The sequence below is a fragment of the Streptomyces sp. TLI_171 genome (assembly GCF_003610255.1).
Lineage (GTDB): Bacteria > Actinomycetota > Actinomycetes > Streptomycetales > Streptomycetaceae > Kitasatospora.
The window spans coordinates 5,185,168-5,202,117 of the sequence record NZ_RAPS01000001.1 but is presented as its reverse complement, the minus strand read 5'-3'; the positions used below and the strand labels follow the sequence as shown (position 1 = coordinate 5,202,117).

General features: G+C 71.8%; 18 protein-coding genes. 1 reads left to right on the top strand and 17 read right to left on the bottom strand.

Annotated elements, in window-relative coordinates:
• Positions 1-318 precede the first annotated feature (318 nt).
• The 15 genes from BX266_RS23655 to proS all read right to left on the bottom strand — a co-directional run bounded on the left by BX266_RS23655 (position 319) and on the right by proS (position 13,377).
• Positions 319-1,971 carry a YifB family Mg chelatase-like AAA ATPase gene (locus tag BX266_RS23655; protein ID WP_099902897.1) on the bottom strand — a complete coding sequence of 551 codons (1,653 nt, stop codon included), beginning with the start codon at positions 1,969-1,971 and terminating at the stop codon, positions 319-321.
• Position 1,972: 1 nt separating this feature from the next.
• Entirely contained in the window at positions 1,973-2,536 is a 564-nt protein-coding gene (locus BX266_RS23650; protein WP_099902895.1) for a YraN family protein, read from the bottom strand.
• Positions 2,537-2,746: 210 nt separating this feature from the next.
• Entirely contained in the window at positions 2,747-3,073 is a 327-nt protein-coding gene (locus BX266_RS23645) for a DUF2469 domain-containing protein (RefSeq protein ID WP_043916176.1), read from the bottom strand.
• Between the two features lie 56 nt (positions 3,074-3,129).
• The gene (locus tag BX266_RS23640; protein WP_259464817.1) at positions 3,130-3,603 is read right to left on the bottom strand and encodes an NUDIX hydrolase; all 474 of its coding nucleotides are present in this window, start codon (positions 3,601-3,603) and stop codon (positions 3,130-3,132) included.
• A 118-nt stretch (positions 3,604-3,721) separates the two neighbouring features.
• Complete coding sequence (lepB, locus tag BX266_RS23635; RefSeq protein ID WP_099902891.1) at positions 3,722-4,471, bottom strand: signal peptidase I; 750 nt, start codon at positions 4,469-4,471, stop codon at positions 3,722-3,724.
• A gap of 168 nt (positions 4,472-4,639) precedes the next feature.
• Positions 4,640-5,557, bottom strand: a complete 918-nt coding sequence (lepB, locus tag BX266_RS23630) for a signal peptidase I (protein WP_099902889.1) — start codon at positions 5,555-5,557, stop codon at positions 4,640-4,642.
• Between the two features lie 205 nt (positions 5,558-5,762).
• Positions 5,763-6,758 (bottom strand): signal peptidase I, encoded by a 996-nt coding sequence (lepB, locus tag BX266_RS23625; RefSeq protein ID WP_259464816.1) that lies wholly within the window; start codon positions 6,756-6,758, stop codon positions 5,763-5,765.
• Positions 6,759-6,870: 112 nt separating this feature from the next.
• Positions 6,871-7,749 (bottom strand): signal peptidase I, encoded by an 879-nt coding sequence (gene lepB / locus BX266_RS23620; RefSeq protein ID WP_099902887.1) that lies wholly within the window; start codon positions 7,747-7,749, stop codon positions 6,871-6,873.
• Between the two features lie 65 nt (positions 7,750-7,814).
• Positions 7,815-8,165 (bottom strand): 50S ribosomal protein L19, encoded by a 351-nt coding sequence (gene rplS, locus BX266_RS23615; RefSeq protein ID WP_099902885.1) that lies wholly within the window; start codon positions 8,163-8,165, stop codon positions 7,815-7,817.
• Between the two features lie 156 nt (positions 8,166-8,321).
• The gene (gene trmD, locus BX266_RS23610) at positions 8,322-9,140 is read right to left on the bottom strand and encodes a tRNA (guanosine(37)-N1)-methyltransferase TrmD (RefSeq protein WP_099902883.1); all 819 of its coding nucleotides are present in this window, start codon (positions 9,138-9,140) and stop codon (positions 8,322-8,324) included.
• 5 nt (positions 9,141-9,145) lie between these two features.
• Positions 9,146-9,748, bottom strand: a complete 603-nt coding sequence (gene rimM, locus BX266_RS23605; RefSeq protein WP_099902881.1) for a ribosome maturation factor RimM — start codon at positions 9,746-9,748, stop codon at positions 9,146-9,148.
• Between the two features lie 203 nt (positions 9,749-9,951).
• Positions 9,952-10,191 carry an RNA-binding protein gene (locus tag BX266_RS23600; protein ID WP_014138265.1) on the bottom strand — a complete coding sequence of 80 codons (240 nt, stop codon included), beginning with the start codon at positions 10,189-10,191 and terminating at the stop codon, positions 9,952-9,954.
• A 2-nt stretch (positions 10,192-10,193) separates the two neighbouring features.
• On the bottom strand, positions 10,194-10,622 hold the full coding sequence (rpsP, locus tag BX266_RS23595) for a 30S ribosomal protein S16 (protein ID WP_099902879.1): 429 nt from the start codon (positions 10,620-10,622) through the stop codon (positions 10,194-10,196).
• 341 nt (positions 10,623-10,963) lie between these two features.
• The gene (locus BX266_RS23590; RefSeq protein WP_099902877.1) at positions 10,964-11,542 is read right to left on the bottom strand and encodes a hypothetical protein; all 579 of its coding nucleotides are present in this window, start codon (positions 11,540-11,542) and stop codon (positions 10,964-10,966) included.
• Positions 11,543-11,964: 422 nt separating this feature from the next.
• Positions 11,965-13,377: a proline--tRNA ligase gene (gene proS, locus BX266_RS23585; RefSeq protein WP_099902875.1), complete on the bottom strand. Its 1,413-nt coding sequence runs from the start codon at positions 13,375-13,377 to the stop codon at positions 11,965-11,967.
• A 243-nt stretch (positions 13,378-13,620) separates the two neighbouring features.
• Between proS and BX266_RS23580 the strand changes: the two genes are divergently transcribed.
• A complete protein-coding gene (locus BX266_RS23580) occupies positions 13,621-14,427 on the top strand; it encodes an SAM-dependent methyltransferase (RefSeq protein ID WP_099902873.1) in 807 nt (268 codons plus the stop codon).
• 34 nt (positions 14,428-14,461) lie between these two features.
• Here BX266_RS23580 and ftsH read toward each other — a convergent pair whose 3' ends face one another.
• Both ftsH and BX266_RS23570 read right to left on the bottom strand, forming a co-directional pair.
• Entirely contained in the window at positions 14,462-16,366 is a 1,905-nt protein-coding gene (gene ftsH, locus BX266_RS23575; protein WP_099902871.1) for an ATP-dependent zinc metalloprotease FtsH, read from the bottom strand.
• Positions 16,367-16,422: 56 nt separating this feature from the next.
• Entirely contained in the window at positions 16,423-16,947 is a 525-nt protein-coding gene (locus BX266_RS23570; protein ID WP_259464815.1) for a GNAT family N-acetyltransferase, read from the bottom strand.
• Positions 16,948-16,950: the final 3 nt, after the last annotated feature.

Here is a 16,950-nt window from a genome sequence, read left to right as displayed (position 1 = left end):
CGGATCCCCCGCTGTCGGATCGTCGGGGGCCCACCGTGGAAGTTGCGGTCGCTGCAGGGCGGGCGGGCCCGCCCCACGCACCAGTTGCCGGAGGCGGTCGCCGGCTTCTGCTGGCGCGCGGCCGTCGGGCGGGCAGGCGGTGAGGTGTCGGGCCGGTCCCTCGCTGGACGGTGGGTCGGCCGGGGCGCAGGCGAGGTCGGCGTGGTCACGGGGTGCGGGGCAGGCGGTCACACGGGCTCCGTGGTGATGGGGCGGTCGGCGGGCAGGCGGACGGTCGAGCGCCGCAGTGATCCTGGCGATCCAGCAGATGAGGGGCGATCAGAATTCACCTCCGAGGTCGGCGTCGGATTCGGCGTACGGGTCGACGCGGCGATCGGTCGGACGGGCCGTGCGTTGGATGCCGGTGCGTAGCGTCAGCGCGGTCTGGATGTCGCACCGGTTGGGGCGGTCGCGGTGGGCGAGGTCGGCGACCGTCCATGCGACGCGCAGCACTCTGTCGAGGCCGCGGGCGGTGAGCAGGCCCCGGTCGAGGTCACGTTCCGCGTCGGTGAGCGAACCGGGTGCGAGTTGCCATCGCGTGCGCAGTTCGTGCCCGGGTACTTCGGCGTTGGTCCGCCACGGGGTGTCGACGAGGCGAGCGGCGGCTCGTGCTCGGGCCTCCCGCACCCGTTCGCCGACCGTGGCCGTGCTCTCGGCCCTTCCGCCTTGCTGGAGCAGCTCGGCCTTCGAGACTCCGGTGACCTGGACCTGGAGGTCCACCCGGTCCAGCAGCGGCCCGGACAGGCGCGCCTGATAGCGGTTGACCATGACGGGCGTGCATTCGCATCCTTCTCCTCTCAGCGAATAGCGGCCGCAGGGGCAGGGGTTGGCGGCCAGGCACAGCAGGAAGCGGGCCGGGAGCCGCATGGCACCCGCGGCTCTGGCGATCATCACCTCTCCCGATTCCAGGGGTTGGCGCAGTGCGTCGAGGACCCGGACCGAGAACTCCGGCGCCTCGTCGAGGAACAGCACTCCGCGGTGGGCCAGCGAGACGGCGCCCGGCCTGGGCAGTCCCGTCCCGCCACCGACGATGGCGGGCATGGTCGTCGAGTGGTGCGGAGCGCAGTAGGGCGGGGTGTCGATCAAGGGTCGGTCGGGTGGGAGCAGCCCGGCCACGGAGTGGATCGCGGTCACTTCGAGGGCTTCGGCGGGCGTGAGCGGCGGGAGCAGAGCGGGGAGCCGTTCGGCGAGCATGGTTTTGCCGGCGCCCGGCGGGCCCTTGAGGTACAGGTGGTGGCCGCCCGCCGCGGCGATCTCCAGTGCTCGGCGGGCTTCGTACTGCCCGGCGACGTCGGCGAGGTCGGGCCGGACGGCCTGCTCCGAGGTGACGTCGCGGACGCCGAGACCGGGCAGCAGCAGTCCGGCGAACGAGGAGTCGGGGCGGCCGGTGACGAGATCGGGTGGTTCGTCGGGGACGGGGGCGTTGGTGAGGATCGCGATGAGTTGGCGCAGGCTGCGCACTCCGATGACGGAGACGCCCGGCACCAACTCGGCTTCGGCGGCGGTCTGCTCGGCGACCACGATCTGCCGGTAGCCGGCGTCGGCGGCGGCGAGCACCGCGGGCAGGACTCCGCGCACCGGGCGCACCCGGCCGTCGAGTCCGAGCTCGCCGATGATCAGCAGGCCGTCGATCGACGCGGGATCGAGTCGTTCGGCGGCGGCCAGGACGGCACAGGCCACCGCCAGGTCGTACCCGCTGCCGCTCTTGGGCACGGACGCCGGGGTGAGGCCCACGGTGAGTTTGCGCAGCGGCCACTTCTCGCCGCTGTTGGACACGGCGGCGCGTACCCGGTCGCGGGCTTCCAGCAGGGCCTTGTCGGCGAGGCCGACCAGGCTGAAGGCGGCGAGGCCGGGTTCGAGGTCGGCCTGGACCTCGACCACGACTCCGTCCACCCCGACCAGGGCGACCGAGCAGGTGCGGGCGAAGGCCATCTCAGACCGCCCCGCGCAGGTGCTCGACCGCGGCGGCGCCCTTGCGGGGGTTGATCACCGCGACCAGGTCGATGCGCACTCCGCCGGGTGGTGGAGGCGCGAGCCCGCTGCTCGCCGGACCTGGCGGCGTATCGGTCTCCCCGGCCCGCCCGGTGCCCCCGGCCGGCTCGACGACGCCCTCGTCACGACCAGCGTCCCCGGCCCGACCAGCGTCCCCGGCCCGCTCGGCGTCTCCGGCCCGCTCGGCGGCGAGCGCCAGCCTGGAGAAGTGCACCGGCCAGCGCTCGGCGAGCCACCGTTCGGCAAGGCGGCGCAGCCGGTCGGCCTTGGTCTGGTCGATGGCCTCCGTGGGCTGCTGGAAGCCCCGCTCGGACCTGGTCTTCACCTCGCACACCGCGAGGGTGTCGCCATCCAGCGCGACGATGTCCAGCTCGCCCTCGGCGCAGCGCCAGTTGCGTTCCAGGATGCACAGCCCGCCCTCCGCGAGCCGGCGGGCGGCGACCTCCTCGCCGTAGCGACCGAGGCCGTTGGTGGAAATCTTGTTGGGATTCTGCACGGCAATCACCTCCGGCCGGAAGGTTGCCGTCACGGCACGGAGGCGTGCCAATGAAATCGCCGGGCCTGTGGATAACCCGGGCCTGTGGAAAAACTAGCTCACTCGTTCGAGCGACAAATCAAGAAATGCGCTGGACAGCCCGACAGCGCGGCATCCAGTCTCGGTCACCCGGGCATCGCCGCAGGTCGCCGCCGCCAGTGGCCGCCCGGCGACGAGTCGTCAGTTCCCGAACGCGGAGTCGTCCGAGGGCAGCTCAAGGTCGCTCTTGGCGAGCTCCTCGATATTCACGTCCTTGAAGGTCAGTACGCGGACCTTCCTAACGAATCGGGCCGGTCGGTACATGTCCCAGACCCACGCATCCGCCATCGCCACCTCGAAGAACACTTCGCCCTGCACCGAGTGCACCTGCAGGTCGTAGTCGTTCGTCAGGTAGAAGCGCCGCTCGGTCTCGATCACGTACTTGAACAGGCCGACGACATCCCGGTACTCCCGGTAGAGCTTGAGCTCCATCTCGGTCTCGTACTTCTCGAGGTCTTCGGCACTCATTCCAAGCGTCCCCTCACTCGTCACGTCCACCCCATTGTGGACCACCGCGCCTGTGCTCAGAGCCTTACTGGCGGTTCTGGCGGACCTTCCGTCAGAACCTGCTCCACCAGTGCGGCCAGTTGGCGGGGGTAGATCGTCTCCCCGGTGGTCCTCAACTCACCCATCGTCCACCAGCGGGCGGCCAGCAACAGAGCGTGCTCGTCCGCGCCGCTCTCCGTCAGCGACACCTCGGTCCGCGTGGTGCGCGCCAGGTGGAACAGCTGCTCCTGCTCGTAGTCCCTGCCCCGGAAGGAGAACCTCACCGTGCCGTACGCGATCAGCGGTCCCCACTCCACGCCCGCCAGCCCGATCTCCTCGGCCAGCTCGCGCCCAGCCGCCTCAGCCGGGCTCTCCCCCGGTTCGATGCCACCGCCCGGGGTGATCCACCAGTCCGTCCCGGGGGTGGCCGGGTCGGTGCCGTGCAGCAGCAGGACGCGGCCCACCGGGTCCAGCAGCAGCACGCGCACTGCCCTGCGGCGCTCGACCGACACCTGGCTCAGCTCCGTCCTGAGGTTCTGCGCCCGCCTGCGGGCCGGTCCCGGCCAACCGTCGAGCTCCGGGCATCACCCGCAGCCGGCTCCCGGCCCGGATCCGCAGCAGCCTGCCGGGTCAGGCCTTCCGGCGCCCCTGCAGCCGGCGGGTCAGCGAGACCGCCCAGCCCACCGCAGAGGCGAGCACGATCAGCACCGCCCCGGAGACCGACGTCCACGCTGCGGGCAGCAGCGGACCGGGCTGGTGGGCGCTCGGCGCACCCAGTTCGTCGAAGGCCGTGGTGCGCCGCTCCAGCCCGGCCCGGGACAGCGGCTGGATCACCGACTCGACCCGTGCCTTCACCCCGGAGGCCGGGACGGTACCGAAGGCGACATCGAGGTGGCTGCGCGAGTCCATCGAGTTCCCGCGGAAGTCGCCGAGCAGGAACAATCGCCCCTCGGGCACCGTCACGGTGAACTCGGTGGTGGCCACCCTGGCGGGCGCCAGGTACGGCTCCGCGACCTGGTGGCCGTTGACGGTGATCCTCCCGGCGCCGTCCCCGGAGACCTGGTCACCGCCGATCGCCACCACCCGCTTCACCAGCGTGGCGTTGCCCCAGTCCTGGTCCTGGAAGACCACGATGTCGCCCCGGCCGGCCGACGTCCCCCCGCCGGCGCGGGCGAGCACGGTGTCGCCGGCCTCCAGGGTCGGACTCATCGAACCGGTGGGAATCTTGTACGGCCGGTACTGGAGGGCGAGGACGGCGAAACCACCGACCAGCATCACGAACCCGATCGCGATCACCACGCCCTGCACGATCGACGCCGCGCTCCGGCGACGGCCAGCCCCGGCCTCGGTACGCGGTGTCCGCTCCGCGACGCTGCTCATCGGCTCCGCCCTCTCCTGACGTTCACGCGCTCGGGTCGAGCACTCGTGACCGCCCTGCTGCTCGCCGTCCTGGGCTGGACAGCACTGCGGGCCGTGGCACGTGCGAGCAGATTACTCACGAGTACCACGGCCCGCGCAAGAGTCGACCGCGGCCGACCCGTAAAACGCTCAGCGCTGGCGCTTGCGCACCCACCACACCGCGGGGGCCGCCAGCGCGATCCCGGCCAGCGGCGGAGCGAGGGGGCCGCCCGCGTTCAGGCCCCTCTGGTCGAAGGTCTCCGGGACGGGCAGGGTCGCCCAGTCACCGATCGGCCAGGCCACCACGAACGCGCGGCCGACCACGTTCCCGACCGGGACGGTGCCACCGCCCGGCTGGTCCATGTGGTAACGGGAGTCCAGCGAGTTGCCGCGGTGGTCGCCCATCACCCAGATCCGACCTTCCGGCACCTTCAGCGGCCCGAACGGCTTCTCCCCGCACGGGGTGTTGCCGGGGTAGATGTACGGCTCGTCGAGCGCGATCCCGTTCACCTTGACCGGGCCGGAGCCCTGACACTCCACGGTGTCGCCGCCGATCGCGATCACGCGCTTGATCAGGTCCTTCTCGTCGCTGGACGGCATCAGCCCGATGAAGCTGAAGACGTCCTGGACGCCGCGCATGAAGGAGTTGCTGCTGCGCTGGGTGGGCTCGTCGTTCAACCAGCCGCCCGGGTCCTTGAAGACCACCACCTCGCCGCGCTCCGGCTCGGCGCCGAACCAGGGGGTGAGCTTGTCGACCAGCACGCGGTCGCCGACCTGGAGCGTGTTCTCCATCGACCCCGAGGGAATCGAGAACGCCTGGACGAAGAAGGTCTTGATCACCAGCGCCAGGACCAGGGCGATGCCGATCAGGATCGGCAGCTCCTTCCAGAACGAGCGCTGCCTGGGCGCCCTTCTGGGAGGCGCGGTCGAATCTCCGTCTGCGTCCGCCCCGGCCTCGGTGTCCCGAGTGGCGTCGCCGGCCCCGGCGGACACGCCCTCGTGGTTGCCCACCGGCTCCCCGTCGGGCTCCGGAGCACCAGAGCGGGCACCGATCACCAGATCCCCCACGACATCTCCTCCCTGCTGTGCGGACGCCCGTGCGCCCGCGCTCACCAGTGCCGCACAGCGGGCACCACACTCTGCGATCGACCCGAAACCCGCATCTGGCTTGCCCTCGTTGGGCACGCCCGACACCAGGCCGGAACCGAGCACTTCAGCACTTCTCTATCACTCCCGGTCGGCATGCCCGTGTTTCCACGCGCCGACCGGAACGTCAGTCGGCCACCGGTCCGCCTCTGCAGCGCGCTCTCCGCCACCTGGCGACGAGCGGAAGGACGCCCAACACACCCATAACGAGTGGGGGTTCCGCAGGAATCGGCTCAACGGCCGCCGATCCTGTCGCCCGCTCCGGCAAGGAGGAGAGTGAATCCGGCACGTCGAGTTGACCGAAGTGCGAGAGCGGCCACGCGACCACGAAGGCCCGCCCGACCACGTTCTCGACCGGGATGGTCCCGGTGCCGGGGTTGTCCATGTGGTAGCGGGAGTCGGCCGACAGGTCACGGTGGTCGCCCATCACCCAGAGCCGCCCCTGAGGCACCGTCACCTTGAAGGTGATCCGCGAGGGCGAGTTGCCGGGCGCGATGTACGACTCGTCCAGCGCGGTGCCGTTGACGCTCAGCCGTCCCTTGGCGTCGCAGCACTCCACCGTGTCGCCGCCCACGCCGATGACCCGCTTGATCAAGTCCCGCTCGTTGTCGGAAGGAAGGAGTCCCACCGCGGAGAACACCGACTTCACCCTGTGCATCACGGGTCCGTCCGTGGAGGGCTGGTGGTCGTTCTCCAGCCAGCCGCCCGGGTCCTTGAAGACCACCACCTCGCCGCGGCTCGGCTCGGCCCCGAACCACGGGGTGAGCTTGTCCACCACGACCCGGTCACCGATCCGCAGGGTCTGTTCCATCGAACCGGAGGGGATCACGAACACCTGGAGCAGAAACGTCTTCAGCACCACCGCGATGACCAGTGCCACCACCACGATCACCGGCAGCTCGCGCAGGAAGGAACGACGCCGACGCCGCTCGGCCCGCTTGGCGGCACGCCGACGCTCGGCGCGGCCCCGCACGGGGCGGTCCCCACCGCCGTCTCCTCCGCCGGCCTCGGCAGCACCTGCGGCCCCGCCTGCAACGCCGCCCCCGGTGCCGTCCAGTGCGCCGTCCATTGCGCTGGCCGGGCCGACGTCCAGCGCGTCGGCCGCCATGTCGACTGCCGCCATGTCGACTGCCGGACCGTCCGGGGCGGACAGGTACACGGACTCGGCGGGTGCCGTGCGCTCGCCCCGGCCCGCGCGCGGGAGGCCGGCTACGCCGTCGGGGGTGCCTCGGGGTCTACCTCTGCTCCCCATGGCCACCGGTCCCCTCAATCGCGGCGAACGCCGCCGGCCGGTCGAGCGAGGTCGAACGGCTGAGGGGGAACAGCACCCAGTCGGCCCGGCCGATCACCTTGTCCTCGGGGACGGTGCCGCCGCCGGGCTCGCCGAGGTGGTCGCGGGAGTCGCGGGAGGCGCTGCGGTGGTCGCCCATCACCCACAACGTGCCGGAAGGAACCACGATGTCGAACGGTACCGCCGACGGTGCGTCACCGGGGAACAGATAGGCGCTCTCGTCCAGCGGCACACCGTTGACCTTGAGCTGGCCGTCGGTGCCGCAGCAGGTGATCCGGTCGCCGCCGACGCCGATGACCCGCTTCACGTAGACCGTGTCACCGGCCGGGGCGAGTCCCGCCCGCTCCAACAGGCGCTTCACGCCGGTCGGTTCGTCCTGGTACGGCAGAAAGGAGCCGATGCCGTCGAACACCACCACGTCGCCCCGCCGCGGGTGCCCGCCGAACGCGTAGGCGAGCTGGTTCACCACGACCCGGTCGCCGGGTCGCAGCGTTCCCTCCATGGAGCCGGACGGCACGGCGAACGGCCGCGCCACGAAGGCGTTCACCAGCAGCAGCACGACGACGCACACCGCACCGATCCACAGCAGGTCCCGCGACCACCGCCGCCCGCCGCCCTCACCCTCACCCTCGCCCTCCGCGTTCGCGTCCGCGCCGACATCGACTGCGTCACCGGAGGTCGGCGGCGCAGAGTCGGAGGCGGCTTCGGAAAGGGCGGAAGAGGCGGGCCCGGGGGCGGAAACGGCAACGGACCGCGCCGGTGATTCCGTACCCGTGGGTGCGGAACCGCCGTCGCGGTCCGTCGGTGGCTCGTGCGTGCTCATCGGGGGTGAGCTTATCCCCCCGGTCTAAACCGGTTGGAGGGCCGACCCCCGCTGAGCCTGCGCGATCACGCGTCGCGCTTCTCCTTGATCTTCGCGGCCTTGCCGCGGAGGTCACGCAGGTAGTACAGCTTGGCGCGGCGGACCGCACCGCGGGTCACGACCTCGATCTTCTCGACGATCGGGGTGTGCACCGGGAAGGTGCGCTCGACACCGACGTTGAAGCTGACCTTGCGAACGGTGAAGGTCTCACCGATGCCGGCGCCGTGACGACGGATGACAACGCCCTGGAAGACCTGGACGCGCGAGCGGTTGCCTTCGATGACTCGGACGTGCACCTTCAGGGTGTCGCCGGGACGGAAGGCGGGGACGTCGGTGCGCAGCGAGGCCGCGTCGACAGCAGCGAGCTTGTTGCTCATCGTTGCTCTCCATCGCAGGCGCCACGGGCCGCCCACGGAAGTTCGATTCAACTGGGGTGGTGCTGCGGGCCGCTTCGGCTGACGGTGACACCCCCGTGGCGGGGGCACCGGTCCACTGACCCCCACGAGGGGAGCCGGGCGACAGACAACAGTCGCCTATTGTTCCACAGGCTCGGCCGGGGACCGAAATCGGCCGGCGGCTTCGTCCCAGGCCAGGCCGAGCACGCTGAGGGCTTCGCGTTCCTTCTTGCTGAACGCCTCGCGCTGCCAGCGGGCCACCAGGTCGGGCCGGTTGGCGAGGGTGCGGGCGAAGGCCTGCTCGCGCCGCCACTGGGCGATCTTCCCGTGGTGCCCGCTGAGCAGGATCTCCGGCACCTCGCGGCCGCGCCACTCGGCGGGCTTGGTGTACACCGGGCCCTCCAGCAGGTCGGCCATCGCGCCGGGGGCGAAGGAGTCGTCCCGGTGCGACTCGGCGTTGCCGAGCACGCCGGGCAGCAGCCGGGCGATCGCCTCGACCATCACCAGCACGGCGACCTCCCCGCCGGCCAGCACGTAGTCGCCGATGGAGACTTCGACCACGGGCATCCGGGTCGCGGCCTCCTCGATCACCCGCCGGTCGATGCCCTCGTAGCGGGCGGGCGCGAAGGCCAGCCAGGGCCGGGCGGCCAGGTCCTGGGCGAGTTCCTGGGTGAAGGGGCGTCCGCTGGGGGTCGGCACCACCAGCGTCGGCGCCTCGCCCTCGGGCCCGGCAGCCAGCACGGCGTCCAGCGCGGCGCCCCACGGCTCGGGCTTCATGACCATGCCGGGGCCGCCGCCGTAAGGGGTGTCGTCGACGGTCCGGTGGATGTCGGTGGTCCACTGCCGCAGGTCGTGCAGGTGCACGTCGAGCTGGCCGCGGGCGCGCGCCTTGCCGACCAGCGAGACGTTCAGCGGCTCCAGGTACTCCGGGAAGATCGTGACGACGTCGATCCGCATGTCACTCACTCCGCCTCCCCCTTCCCGTCGGCAGCGTCGGCGGACCGGGCAGCCTCGTCCGCCTCCGGAGCGCCGGCCCCGTCGTCCCCCGAAGCGTCCGCAGTGTCGATCAGGCCGGGCGGCGGGGTGATCACGGCGCGCTGCTCGTCCAGGTCGATGACGGGGACGATCTGCTCGACGAACGGGATCAGCACCTCGGTGCCGTCGGGGCGCACGACGGTGAGCAGGTCCTGGTACGGGAGGTGGACCACCTCGCTGAGCTCGCCGACCAGGGTGCCGTCGGTGAGCACCACGTCCAAGCCGATCAGCTGGTGGTCGTAGTACTCGTCGGGGTCCTCGGGGCTCTCCTCCGGGTCGACCTCGGCGATCAGGAAGGTGCCGCGCAGCGCTTCGGCGGCGGTGCGGTCCTTGACCCCGGCGAAGCGCAGCAGCAGTCGGCCGCTGTGCACCTTGCCGGACTCGACGGTCAGCGGTCCGATGGCGGCGGGGTCGGTGAGGAGGACCGCGCCGGGCCCGAGCCGCAGCTCCGGCTCGTCGGTGCGGACTTCGACGCTGACGTCCCCTCGGATGCCGTGGGCGCGGCCGATCTTGCCGACGACGAGCTGCACGGTGATCGTTCTCCTGAGATGTGCCGGTGGTGCCAGTTGGGAGGTGCGGTACGCGGTGCGGGTGCAGTGCGGGAACAGCGGCGGGGAAGCCGCGGGGCTGAAGCGGAGCGGTGGGCGGGGAAACGGCAAGGACCGGCCGGGACGGATGCGTCCCTGCCGGTCCTGGAACCCGGTGGCCGACCTGACGGTCGGCGGTCGAGGAGTCAGCGAAGGCTGTCCACGTCGACCAGATCGACCCGGACATTGCGACCGCCGAGGGCGCCGACCACGGTGCGCAGTGCGCGAGCCGTGCGGCCGCCCCGGCCGATCACCTTGCCGAGGTCGTCGGGGTGCACCCGCACCTCGATGGTGTGACCGCGGCGCAGGTTGCGCGAGCGGACCTGCACCTCGTCGGGGTGCTCGACGATGCCCTTCACCAGGTGGTCGAGGGCTTCCTCGATCATGCTCAGGCCTCGGTGGAAGCGGCCTCGGCCTCGTCAGCCTTGTCCGACTTCTTGGCCTTCGGGGTGATGGCGACACCGGTGGTGGCGTCCTCGAAGCCGGCGACGGCCTTCGCGAACAGGTGCGAGAAGTCCTCGACCTTGGGCTCCGCGACCTTCAGCGGGGCCGGAGCCGGCAGGCCCTTGAACTTCTGCCAGTCGCCGGTCAGCTTGAGGATCGCGAGCACCGGCTCGGTCGGCTGGGCGCCGACGGACAGCCAGTACTGGGCGCGGTCGCTGTCGACCTCGATCTTGGAGGGGTTGTAGGTCGGCTGGTAGATGCCGATCTCCTCGATCGCGCGGCCGTCACGCTTGGTGCGCGAGTCGGCGACGACGATGCGGTAGTGCGGGGAGCGGATCTTGCCCAGACGCTTCAGCTTGATCTTGACGGCCACGGGTGTGGATTCTCCTGGTTTTGACGTGGGTGAGCAGCGCTCCGCCGCGTGGGGCTGCGGCGCGAGGTGCCGTTCAAGGGACACGCCAGCCGTTAGGAGAGAGGGTCCTGTCTAGGCTGCCGAGTACTCAGCCATCCATTCTGCCACACCGCAGAGGTCCCCCCGGACCGCGCCCCCGCACGGCACGGCAGGACCTTCGGGCGTCGTCGGGCCGGTCGGCCCGGGCAACAGCGGCACTCCACAGCGAGGTTGGGGAGGCCGATTGGCGCCGGCCGTCCCGCCCCGGATCGGGCCGGCCGACAGTCCCGGCCGGGTCGCGGGCACCCCGCCCGCGGCCCGGTTCAGGCGATCTTGAACGGTTGCTGGCAGGCGCCGCAGACGATCGAGGCCTGGGCCAGCACGGACGGGACGACGCGCACGTTGCGACCGCAGCCGCACACCGCCTTGACCCGGACGCCGCCACCCGAGGAGCCGTGCCGGGCGGCCGGTCCGCGGAACGCCCGGTGGTTGCCCTCGCCGGCCACGGCGAGCTGGTGCGCACCGAGCGCGCGGTCGAGCCGATCGATGGTCTCGACGTAGCGCTCGCGGGTCTCGTGACCCATCGTCACCTGCGAGAAGCCGCTGCTGGCGTGCGGCTCGACCGGGTGGGCCAGGCCCAACTCGGAGGCGAGCAGCAGGAAGCGGCGGTTGTGGTAGCGGCCGGCCCGCGAGGTGTCGCGGATCTCCCGGGCGGCGGCCAGGCCGTGGGCGGCCTCGTGCAGCAGGCGCTCGAAATTGAGCTGGGTGCCGCAGGCCGACGAGGACTCGCCGATCAGCGCCTCGGGAGACGCCAGGTCGGGCAGGTCCCGGTGGTGGGCCTGGATGTCACTCCAGGCGGCGGCCAGTTCGGCCGCGAGGACGAGGGGCTGTGTCGTGCTCACGCTGTACCAACGATGCGGTGAGAGCCGATGTTCCGCCGGGTTCCATTGTTCGGGAATTCCCAGCGGACTCTCAGGAATGCACTTCCGCGCGCGATTTGCGCGGCTCCGGACTGACGCAAGACCAACCCCCTGCACGTATGGACCCGGCGGGTTTCGCCGGGCGCTCGGCACCCGTCGCGGAGCCCAACATCCCCACGGCGGACGGCCCGCGACCTGTCCGAAAATTGACAGGGCCACGGGCCGTATACCGTACCGCTTGTCGACTACCTCGGGGAGTTGACTGGTCAGTAGTCTCAACTGCCAGTACGCGAACGGGGGTTCCGAAATTGTCCGGAACCCCCGCGGACCGCGCAGCTCACGGCGGGCAGTCGGGGCGCGCGGGGCCCCCGGGGCGGGCCCGGGGACGGGTCGGACCCGAAGGATCAGTACGCGCGGGCGACCAGGGCGAGGTTGCCCGCCTGGTCGTCGGCGGCCGGCACGGTGCCGTCCGCAGCGACGATGCAGCGCACCGACACGCCCTGCTCGGCCAACTTCGCCTCGCCCTCCGGACCGAGCTCGGCCCAGGAGATCCGGCCCCAGCCGGTGGCGGCGGCCTCGACGGCCTCGTCGACGGTCTTGACGTCGACGGTGCGGGACTCGCGGCGCTCGCGGGACTCGCGGAGCAACTGCGCCTGGTCCTCCTCCAGGATGCCGGGGACGATCGCGGCCAGGGAGTCGACCGAGACCGGCTCCTTGCCGCCGGCGATCCGGCGGACCAGCATCGCGGTTCCGGCCTCCAGGTCGCGCGGGCCGACCTCGATGCGCAGCGGGACGCCCTTGAGCTCCCAGTCGACGGCGCGGCGGCCGAACGGGGTGTCGGTGCGGTCGTCGACGACCACCCGCACGCCCGCCGCCTCCAGCGCGGCGCCGATCTCGCGGACCTTGGCCAGCACGGCGTCGTCGCCCTTGATGGCCAGCACCACGGCCTGGACGGCGGCGAGGCGCGGCGGCACCCGCAGGCCGTTGTCGTCGCCGTGTGACATGATCAGGCCGCCGACCATGCGGGTGGAGACGCCCCAGGAGGTCTGCCAGACGAACTCGCGCTCGGCGCCCTGCAGCTGGTACGTGGTGTTGAACGCCTTGGCGAAGTTCTGGCCCAGCTCGTGGCTGGTCCCCATCTGCAGCGCCTTGCCGTCGCCCATCATGCCTTCGAGCGTCAGGGTGTTGATGGCGCCGGCGAAGCGCTCCCGGGCGGTCTTGCGGCCGAGCACCACGTCGATGCCGAGGATGTTGGTCATGAAGTCGCCGTAGACGTCCGTGTGGATCAGCGAGGCGTAGTCGCGGGCGTCCTCGTACGTGGCGTGGGCGGTGTGGCCCTCCTGCCAGAGGAACTCGGTGGTGCGCAGGAAGACGCGCGGGCGCAGCTCCCAGCGGACCACGTTGGCCCACTGGTTGATGAGCAGCGGGAGGTCCCGGTGGCTCTGCACCCACTTGGAGAAGTACTCGTTGATGATGGTCTCGGAGGTGGGCCGGACGACGACCGGCTCCTCGAGCTCCTTGCCGCCGCCGTGGGTGACCACCGCGAGCTCGGGGGCGAAGCCCTCGACGTGCTCGGCCTCCTTGGTCAGGTAGGACTGCGGGATGAACATCGGGAAGTAGGCGTTCTGCGCGCCGGCCTTCTTGATCCGCGCGTCCATCTCCTGCTGCATCCGCTCCCACAGGCCGTAGCCGTACGGTCGGATGACCATGGTGCCCCGCACCGGACCGTTGTCGGCCAGCTCTGCCTTGTTGATGAGGTCCTGGTACCAGCGGGGGAAGTCTTCCGCCTGGGGAGTGAGAACGGGTGCCTTAGCCATGGGCCGAATGGTACGGGGAGCCGGGGGCGGACCGTGAATCCGTTTCACCGACCCAAACCTTCCGGCCGCACCGGCCGGACTGCGCCGCGCCCGCGCACACCCCGGGGCGCACACCTGCGGCGCACGGATACCTGCTCGCACCCCTCTGGACGGCGAGGGCGACCCGCTGTTCGCTGGGAGAGGGGCCGGGGGGCCGGGCTGCGGGAGCCGCAGCCGATTCCGAGGACCGATTGGGAGGCCGCGATGGCTTCAGCGCAGGTGACCGGCAGCACCGTGGACCGGGTCCGGACGGACGGTCCGGCGGAGCGGCGCGGTCGGGCGCGGGACTGGGCGGAGATCCAGGAGCGCATGCTCGTCCCCCTCTACCAGGACGTTTACCGGCAGTTGGAGGTCGGCGCGGCCACCAGCCTGCTGGGAGTCGGCTGCCGCTCCGGGCTGGCGCTGCTGCTCGCCCAGGGGCGCGGCGCACAGGTCGCGGGGGTGGAGGCGGACGGCGCGCTGCGGGAGTTCGCGGCGGCCCGCGGACTGCAGGTCGGACCCTGCGGGACCCTCGCCCGTTCGGCGCACCCCGTCCCCCGCCCGGCGCACTCCCTGGTGACGGTTTTCGAGCAGCCGCCGGTGCCCGCGCTGGTCGCCTGGTCGGCGGAGCGCACGCTGCCCGGCGGACACCTGGTGGTGGCGGGCTGGGGTCCGGCGGAGCAGTGCGAGAGCGCCGTCGTCCTGGACGTGGCCCGCCGGCACGCCCCGCCCGGCGCGCCGGACCCGTTCTCGACCGCCGGCCCGGGCGCGCTGGAGGCGCTGCTCGCCTCCTCCGGTGTCCGGCCGTCCGGCAGCGGCCGGGTGACCTGCCCGTTCGCCTACGCGGGCCTGGACTCGGCGGTCCGCGGTCTGCTCTCCACCGGCCTGTTCGACCGGGCCGAGCAGCAGGCCGGGACGGCGCTGGTGACCAAGGAGCTGGAGGAGGCGCTGCACCCGTACCTGCGCCCGGACGGCTCGGTGCGGATGGTGAACGTGTTCCGCTGGGCGGTCGGCGTGAAGCCGCGCGTCTGACGGCGTCTCGGGCGCCAGGACGGCGGCGCGGCCGTCAGGACCGGCTGAGCCCGGCGGCGGCGTACGCGGCCTCCTCGTCGAGGGTCTCGGCCTCCAGCAGCGCGGCGGCGAGCGCGTCGAGGCGGTCGCGGTGCCGGCGCAGCAGAGCGACCGCCTCCTGCCAGCATTCGGCGACGATCCGCCGGGCCTCCTCGTCGACGGCGTCCAGGGTGGTCGGCGCGGCGGCCAGGCCGTACGGGGACTGGCTGTCGTTGGGGATCGCGGTGACCCGGCCGACCCGCTCGCTCATGCCCCAGCGGCCGGCCATCGAGCGGGCGATGGTGGTGAGCTGTTCGAGGTCGCTCTCCGCGCCGGTGGTGACCACCCCGTACACCACCTGCTCGGCGGCCATCCCGCCGAGCGCGCCGATGATCCGGCCGCGCAGGTAGGGCTCGGTGTAGGAGTAGCGGTCGGTGTCGGGGGTGGACAGGGTGACGCCGAGGGCGCGGCCGCGGGGCACGATGGTGACCTTGCGGACGGGGTCGGCGCCGGGCTGCAGCATCCCCAGCAGGGCGTGCCCGGACTCGTGGAAGGCGGTCCGCTCGCGTTCCTGCTGGGGCATCACCAGCGGGCGCACGGCACCGAGTTGGACCTTCTCCAGGGCCTCGGACAGGTTCTCCTGGTCGACCGCGTCCTGCTTGCGCTTGACCGCCAGCAGCGCCGCCTCGTTGACCAGGTTGGCCAGGTCGGCGCCGGTCATGCCGGGCGTGGAGCGGGCCACCGCGTCCAGGTCGGTGCCCTTGGCCAGCGGCACCTCGCGGCTGTGGATCCGCAGGATCTGCTCGCGGCCGGCCCGGTCGGGCGGGCTGACGGTGATCCGGCGGTCGAACCGTCCGGGGCGCAGCAGCGCCGGGTCGAGGACCTCCGCCCGGTTGGTCGCGGCGATCACGATCACGCCCTCGGACCCGGAGAAGCCGTCCATCTCGGTGAGGATCTGGTTGAGGGTCTGCTCGCGCTCGTCGTGACCGCCCATGCCGCCCCCGCCGCCGCGCTGGCGGCCGATGGTGTCGATCTCGTCGATGAACACGATCGCCGGGGCGGCCTTGCGGGCCTCCGCGAACAGGTCGCGGACCCGGCTGGCGCCGACGCCGACGATCATCTCGATGAACTCGGAGGCCGACGCGGAGAAGAACGGCACGTTCGCCTCGCCCGCCACGGCCCGGGCCAGCAGGGTCTTGCCGGTGCCGGGCGGACCGGTGAGCAGGACGCCGCGCGGCATCTTCGCGCCGAGCCTGCGGTACTCCTGCGGGTTCTTCAGGAAGTCGACCACCTCGCTGAGTTCGGCCTCCACCTCGTCGATGCCGGCCACGTCCTCGAAGGTGGTGCGCCTGCCCTGGCTGGTGTCCACCGGCTTCGGCGGGGCCTTGCGGCCGAGCGCCCCGCCGCCGAGGCCGCCCGCCATCCGCCGGGCCAGCAGCACCCACACCGCGATCAGCAGCAGCATCGGCGCCAGCGAGATCAGCAGGTTGGCCAGGAAGCTGCGCTGCTGCACCACCGGACGGGCCGTCACCTCGACGTTCTGCGACTGCAGGGTGCCCCAGAGGTCGTCGTTGGCGAACGCCGGGCGCTGGGTGGTGAATTCGGTGTAGTGGCCCTTCTCGCCGTCCGGCTTGGGCTGCTCGTTCTTCAGCGTGCCCTCGATGGCATCGCCCTTGGAGTAGATCTTGGTGATGTTGCCGGCGCCCAGCTGCTTGGTGAACTCGGTGTACGAGATCGTGGTCGACCCGCCGTTGCCGAAGAAGCTCAGCAGCAGGTCGGACAGCAGGAACACCACCAGCGCGGTGAGGATCAGCGCCGTCCAACCGCCCGGCATCTTCCGCTTCGGCGGCGGCGGGGGCGGCGCCCCCTCGGACCGCCAGGGCTGGTCGGGGGTCTGACGCGGCGGCACGGGGTTGCTCACCTGTCGGACAATACGGACATCACCGGCGTCGACCGGCACGCAACGCCGCTGGCGGCTCAGCCCACCGGCGTCGGCCACTCCTCCGCCGTCAACGCGAAACGCTCGTGGTCACGCCACGCGTCCTGCAGGAACAGCATCCGCGGCGTGAACCCCTCGTGCCGGAAGCCCAGCCGCCGCGCCAGCGCCATCGAGCGCTCGTTGTCCGGCTGCACGTTGATCTCCAGCCGGTGCAGCCCCAGACCGCCCAGCGCCGACGGCGTGAAGCAGCGCTCCACCACCAGCCGCATGCCCTCCGTCATCCGGCCCGTCCCCACGAACGGCACGTACGAGTCGTAGCCCAGCACGCCGTTGCAGAACCGCGCCATCACGATGTTCGCCACGTTGCACTTGCCGACCAGGCCGCCGGTCTCCTCGTCCACGATCAGGAACGTCCGCAGGCCCGCCCCCTGACGGCTCAACAGGTCCGGCAGCCCGTCCGGCTCCACCGGGTTCCACCGCCCGATGTGCGACGCCGACCGGCGCACCGTCTCGGCGTAGGGGACGACATCGTCGGGGCGGGGGGCTCGGATCGTCACACGCATGCG

Excerpts from the sequence above, each read along its gene's own strand:
- BX266_RS23655 (WP_099902897.1), bottom strand. The coding sequence starts at position 1,971 with ATGGCCTTCGCCCGCACCTGCTCGGTCGCCCTGGTCGGGGTGGACGGA.
- BX266_RS23645 (WP_043916176.1), bottom strand. The coding sequence starts at position 3,073 with ATGAGTGCCGAAGACCTCGAGAAGTACGAGACCGAGATGGAGCTCAAG.
- lepB (WP_099902891.1), bottom strand. The coding sequence starts at position 4,471 with ATGAGCAGCGTCGCGGAGCGGACACCGCGTACCGAGGCCGGGGCTGGC.
- lepB (WP_259464816.1), bottom strand. The coding sequence starts at position 6,758 with ATGGCGGCAGTCGACATGGCGGCCGACGCGCTGGACGTCGGCCCGGCC.
- lepB (WP_099902887.1), bottom strand. The coding sequence starts at position 7,749 with ATGAGCACGCACGAGCCACCGACGGACCGCGACGGCGGTTCCGCACCC.
- rplS (WP_099902885.1), bottom strand. The coding sequence starts at position 8,165 with ATGAGCAACAAGCTCGCTGCTGTCGACGCGGCCTCGCTGCGCACCGAC.
- trmD (WP_099902883.1), bottom strand. The coding sequence starts at position 9,140 with ATGCGGATCGACGTCGTCACGATCTTCCCGGAGTACCTGGAGCCGCTG.
- BX266_RS23600 (WP_014138265.1), bottom strand. The coding sequence starts at position 10,191 with ATGATCGAGGAAGCCCTCGACCACCTGGTGAAGGGCATCGTCGAGCAC.
- proS (WP_099902875.1), bottom strand. The coding sequence starts at position 13,377 with ATGGCTAAGGCACCCGTTCTCACTCCCCAGGCGGAAGACTTCCCCCGC.
- BX266_RS23580 (WP_099902873.1), top strand. The coding sequence starts at position 13,621 with ATGGCTTCAGCGCAGGTGACCGGCAGCACCGTGGACCGGGTCCGGACG.
- BX266_RS23570 (WP_259464815.1), bottom strand. The coding sequence starts at position 16,947 with ATGCGTGTGACGATCCGAGCCCCCCGCCCCGACGATGTCGTCCCCTAC.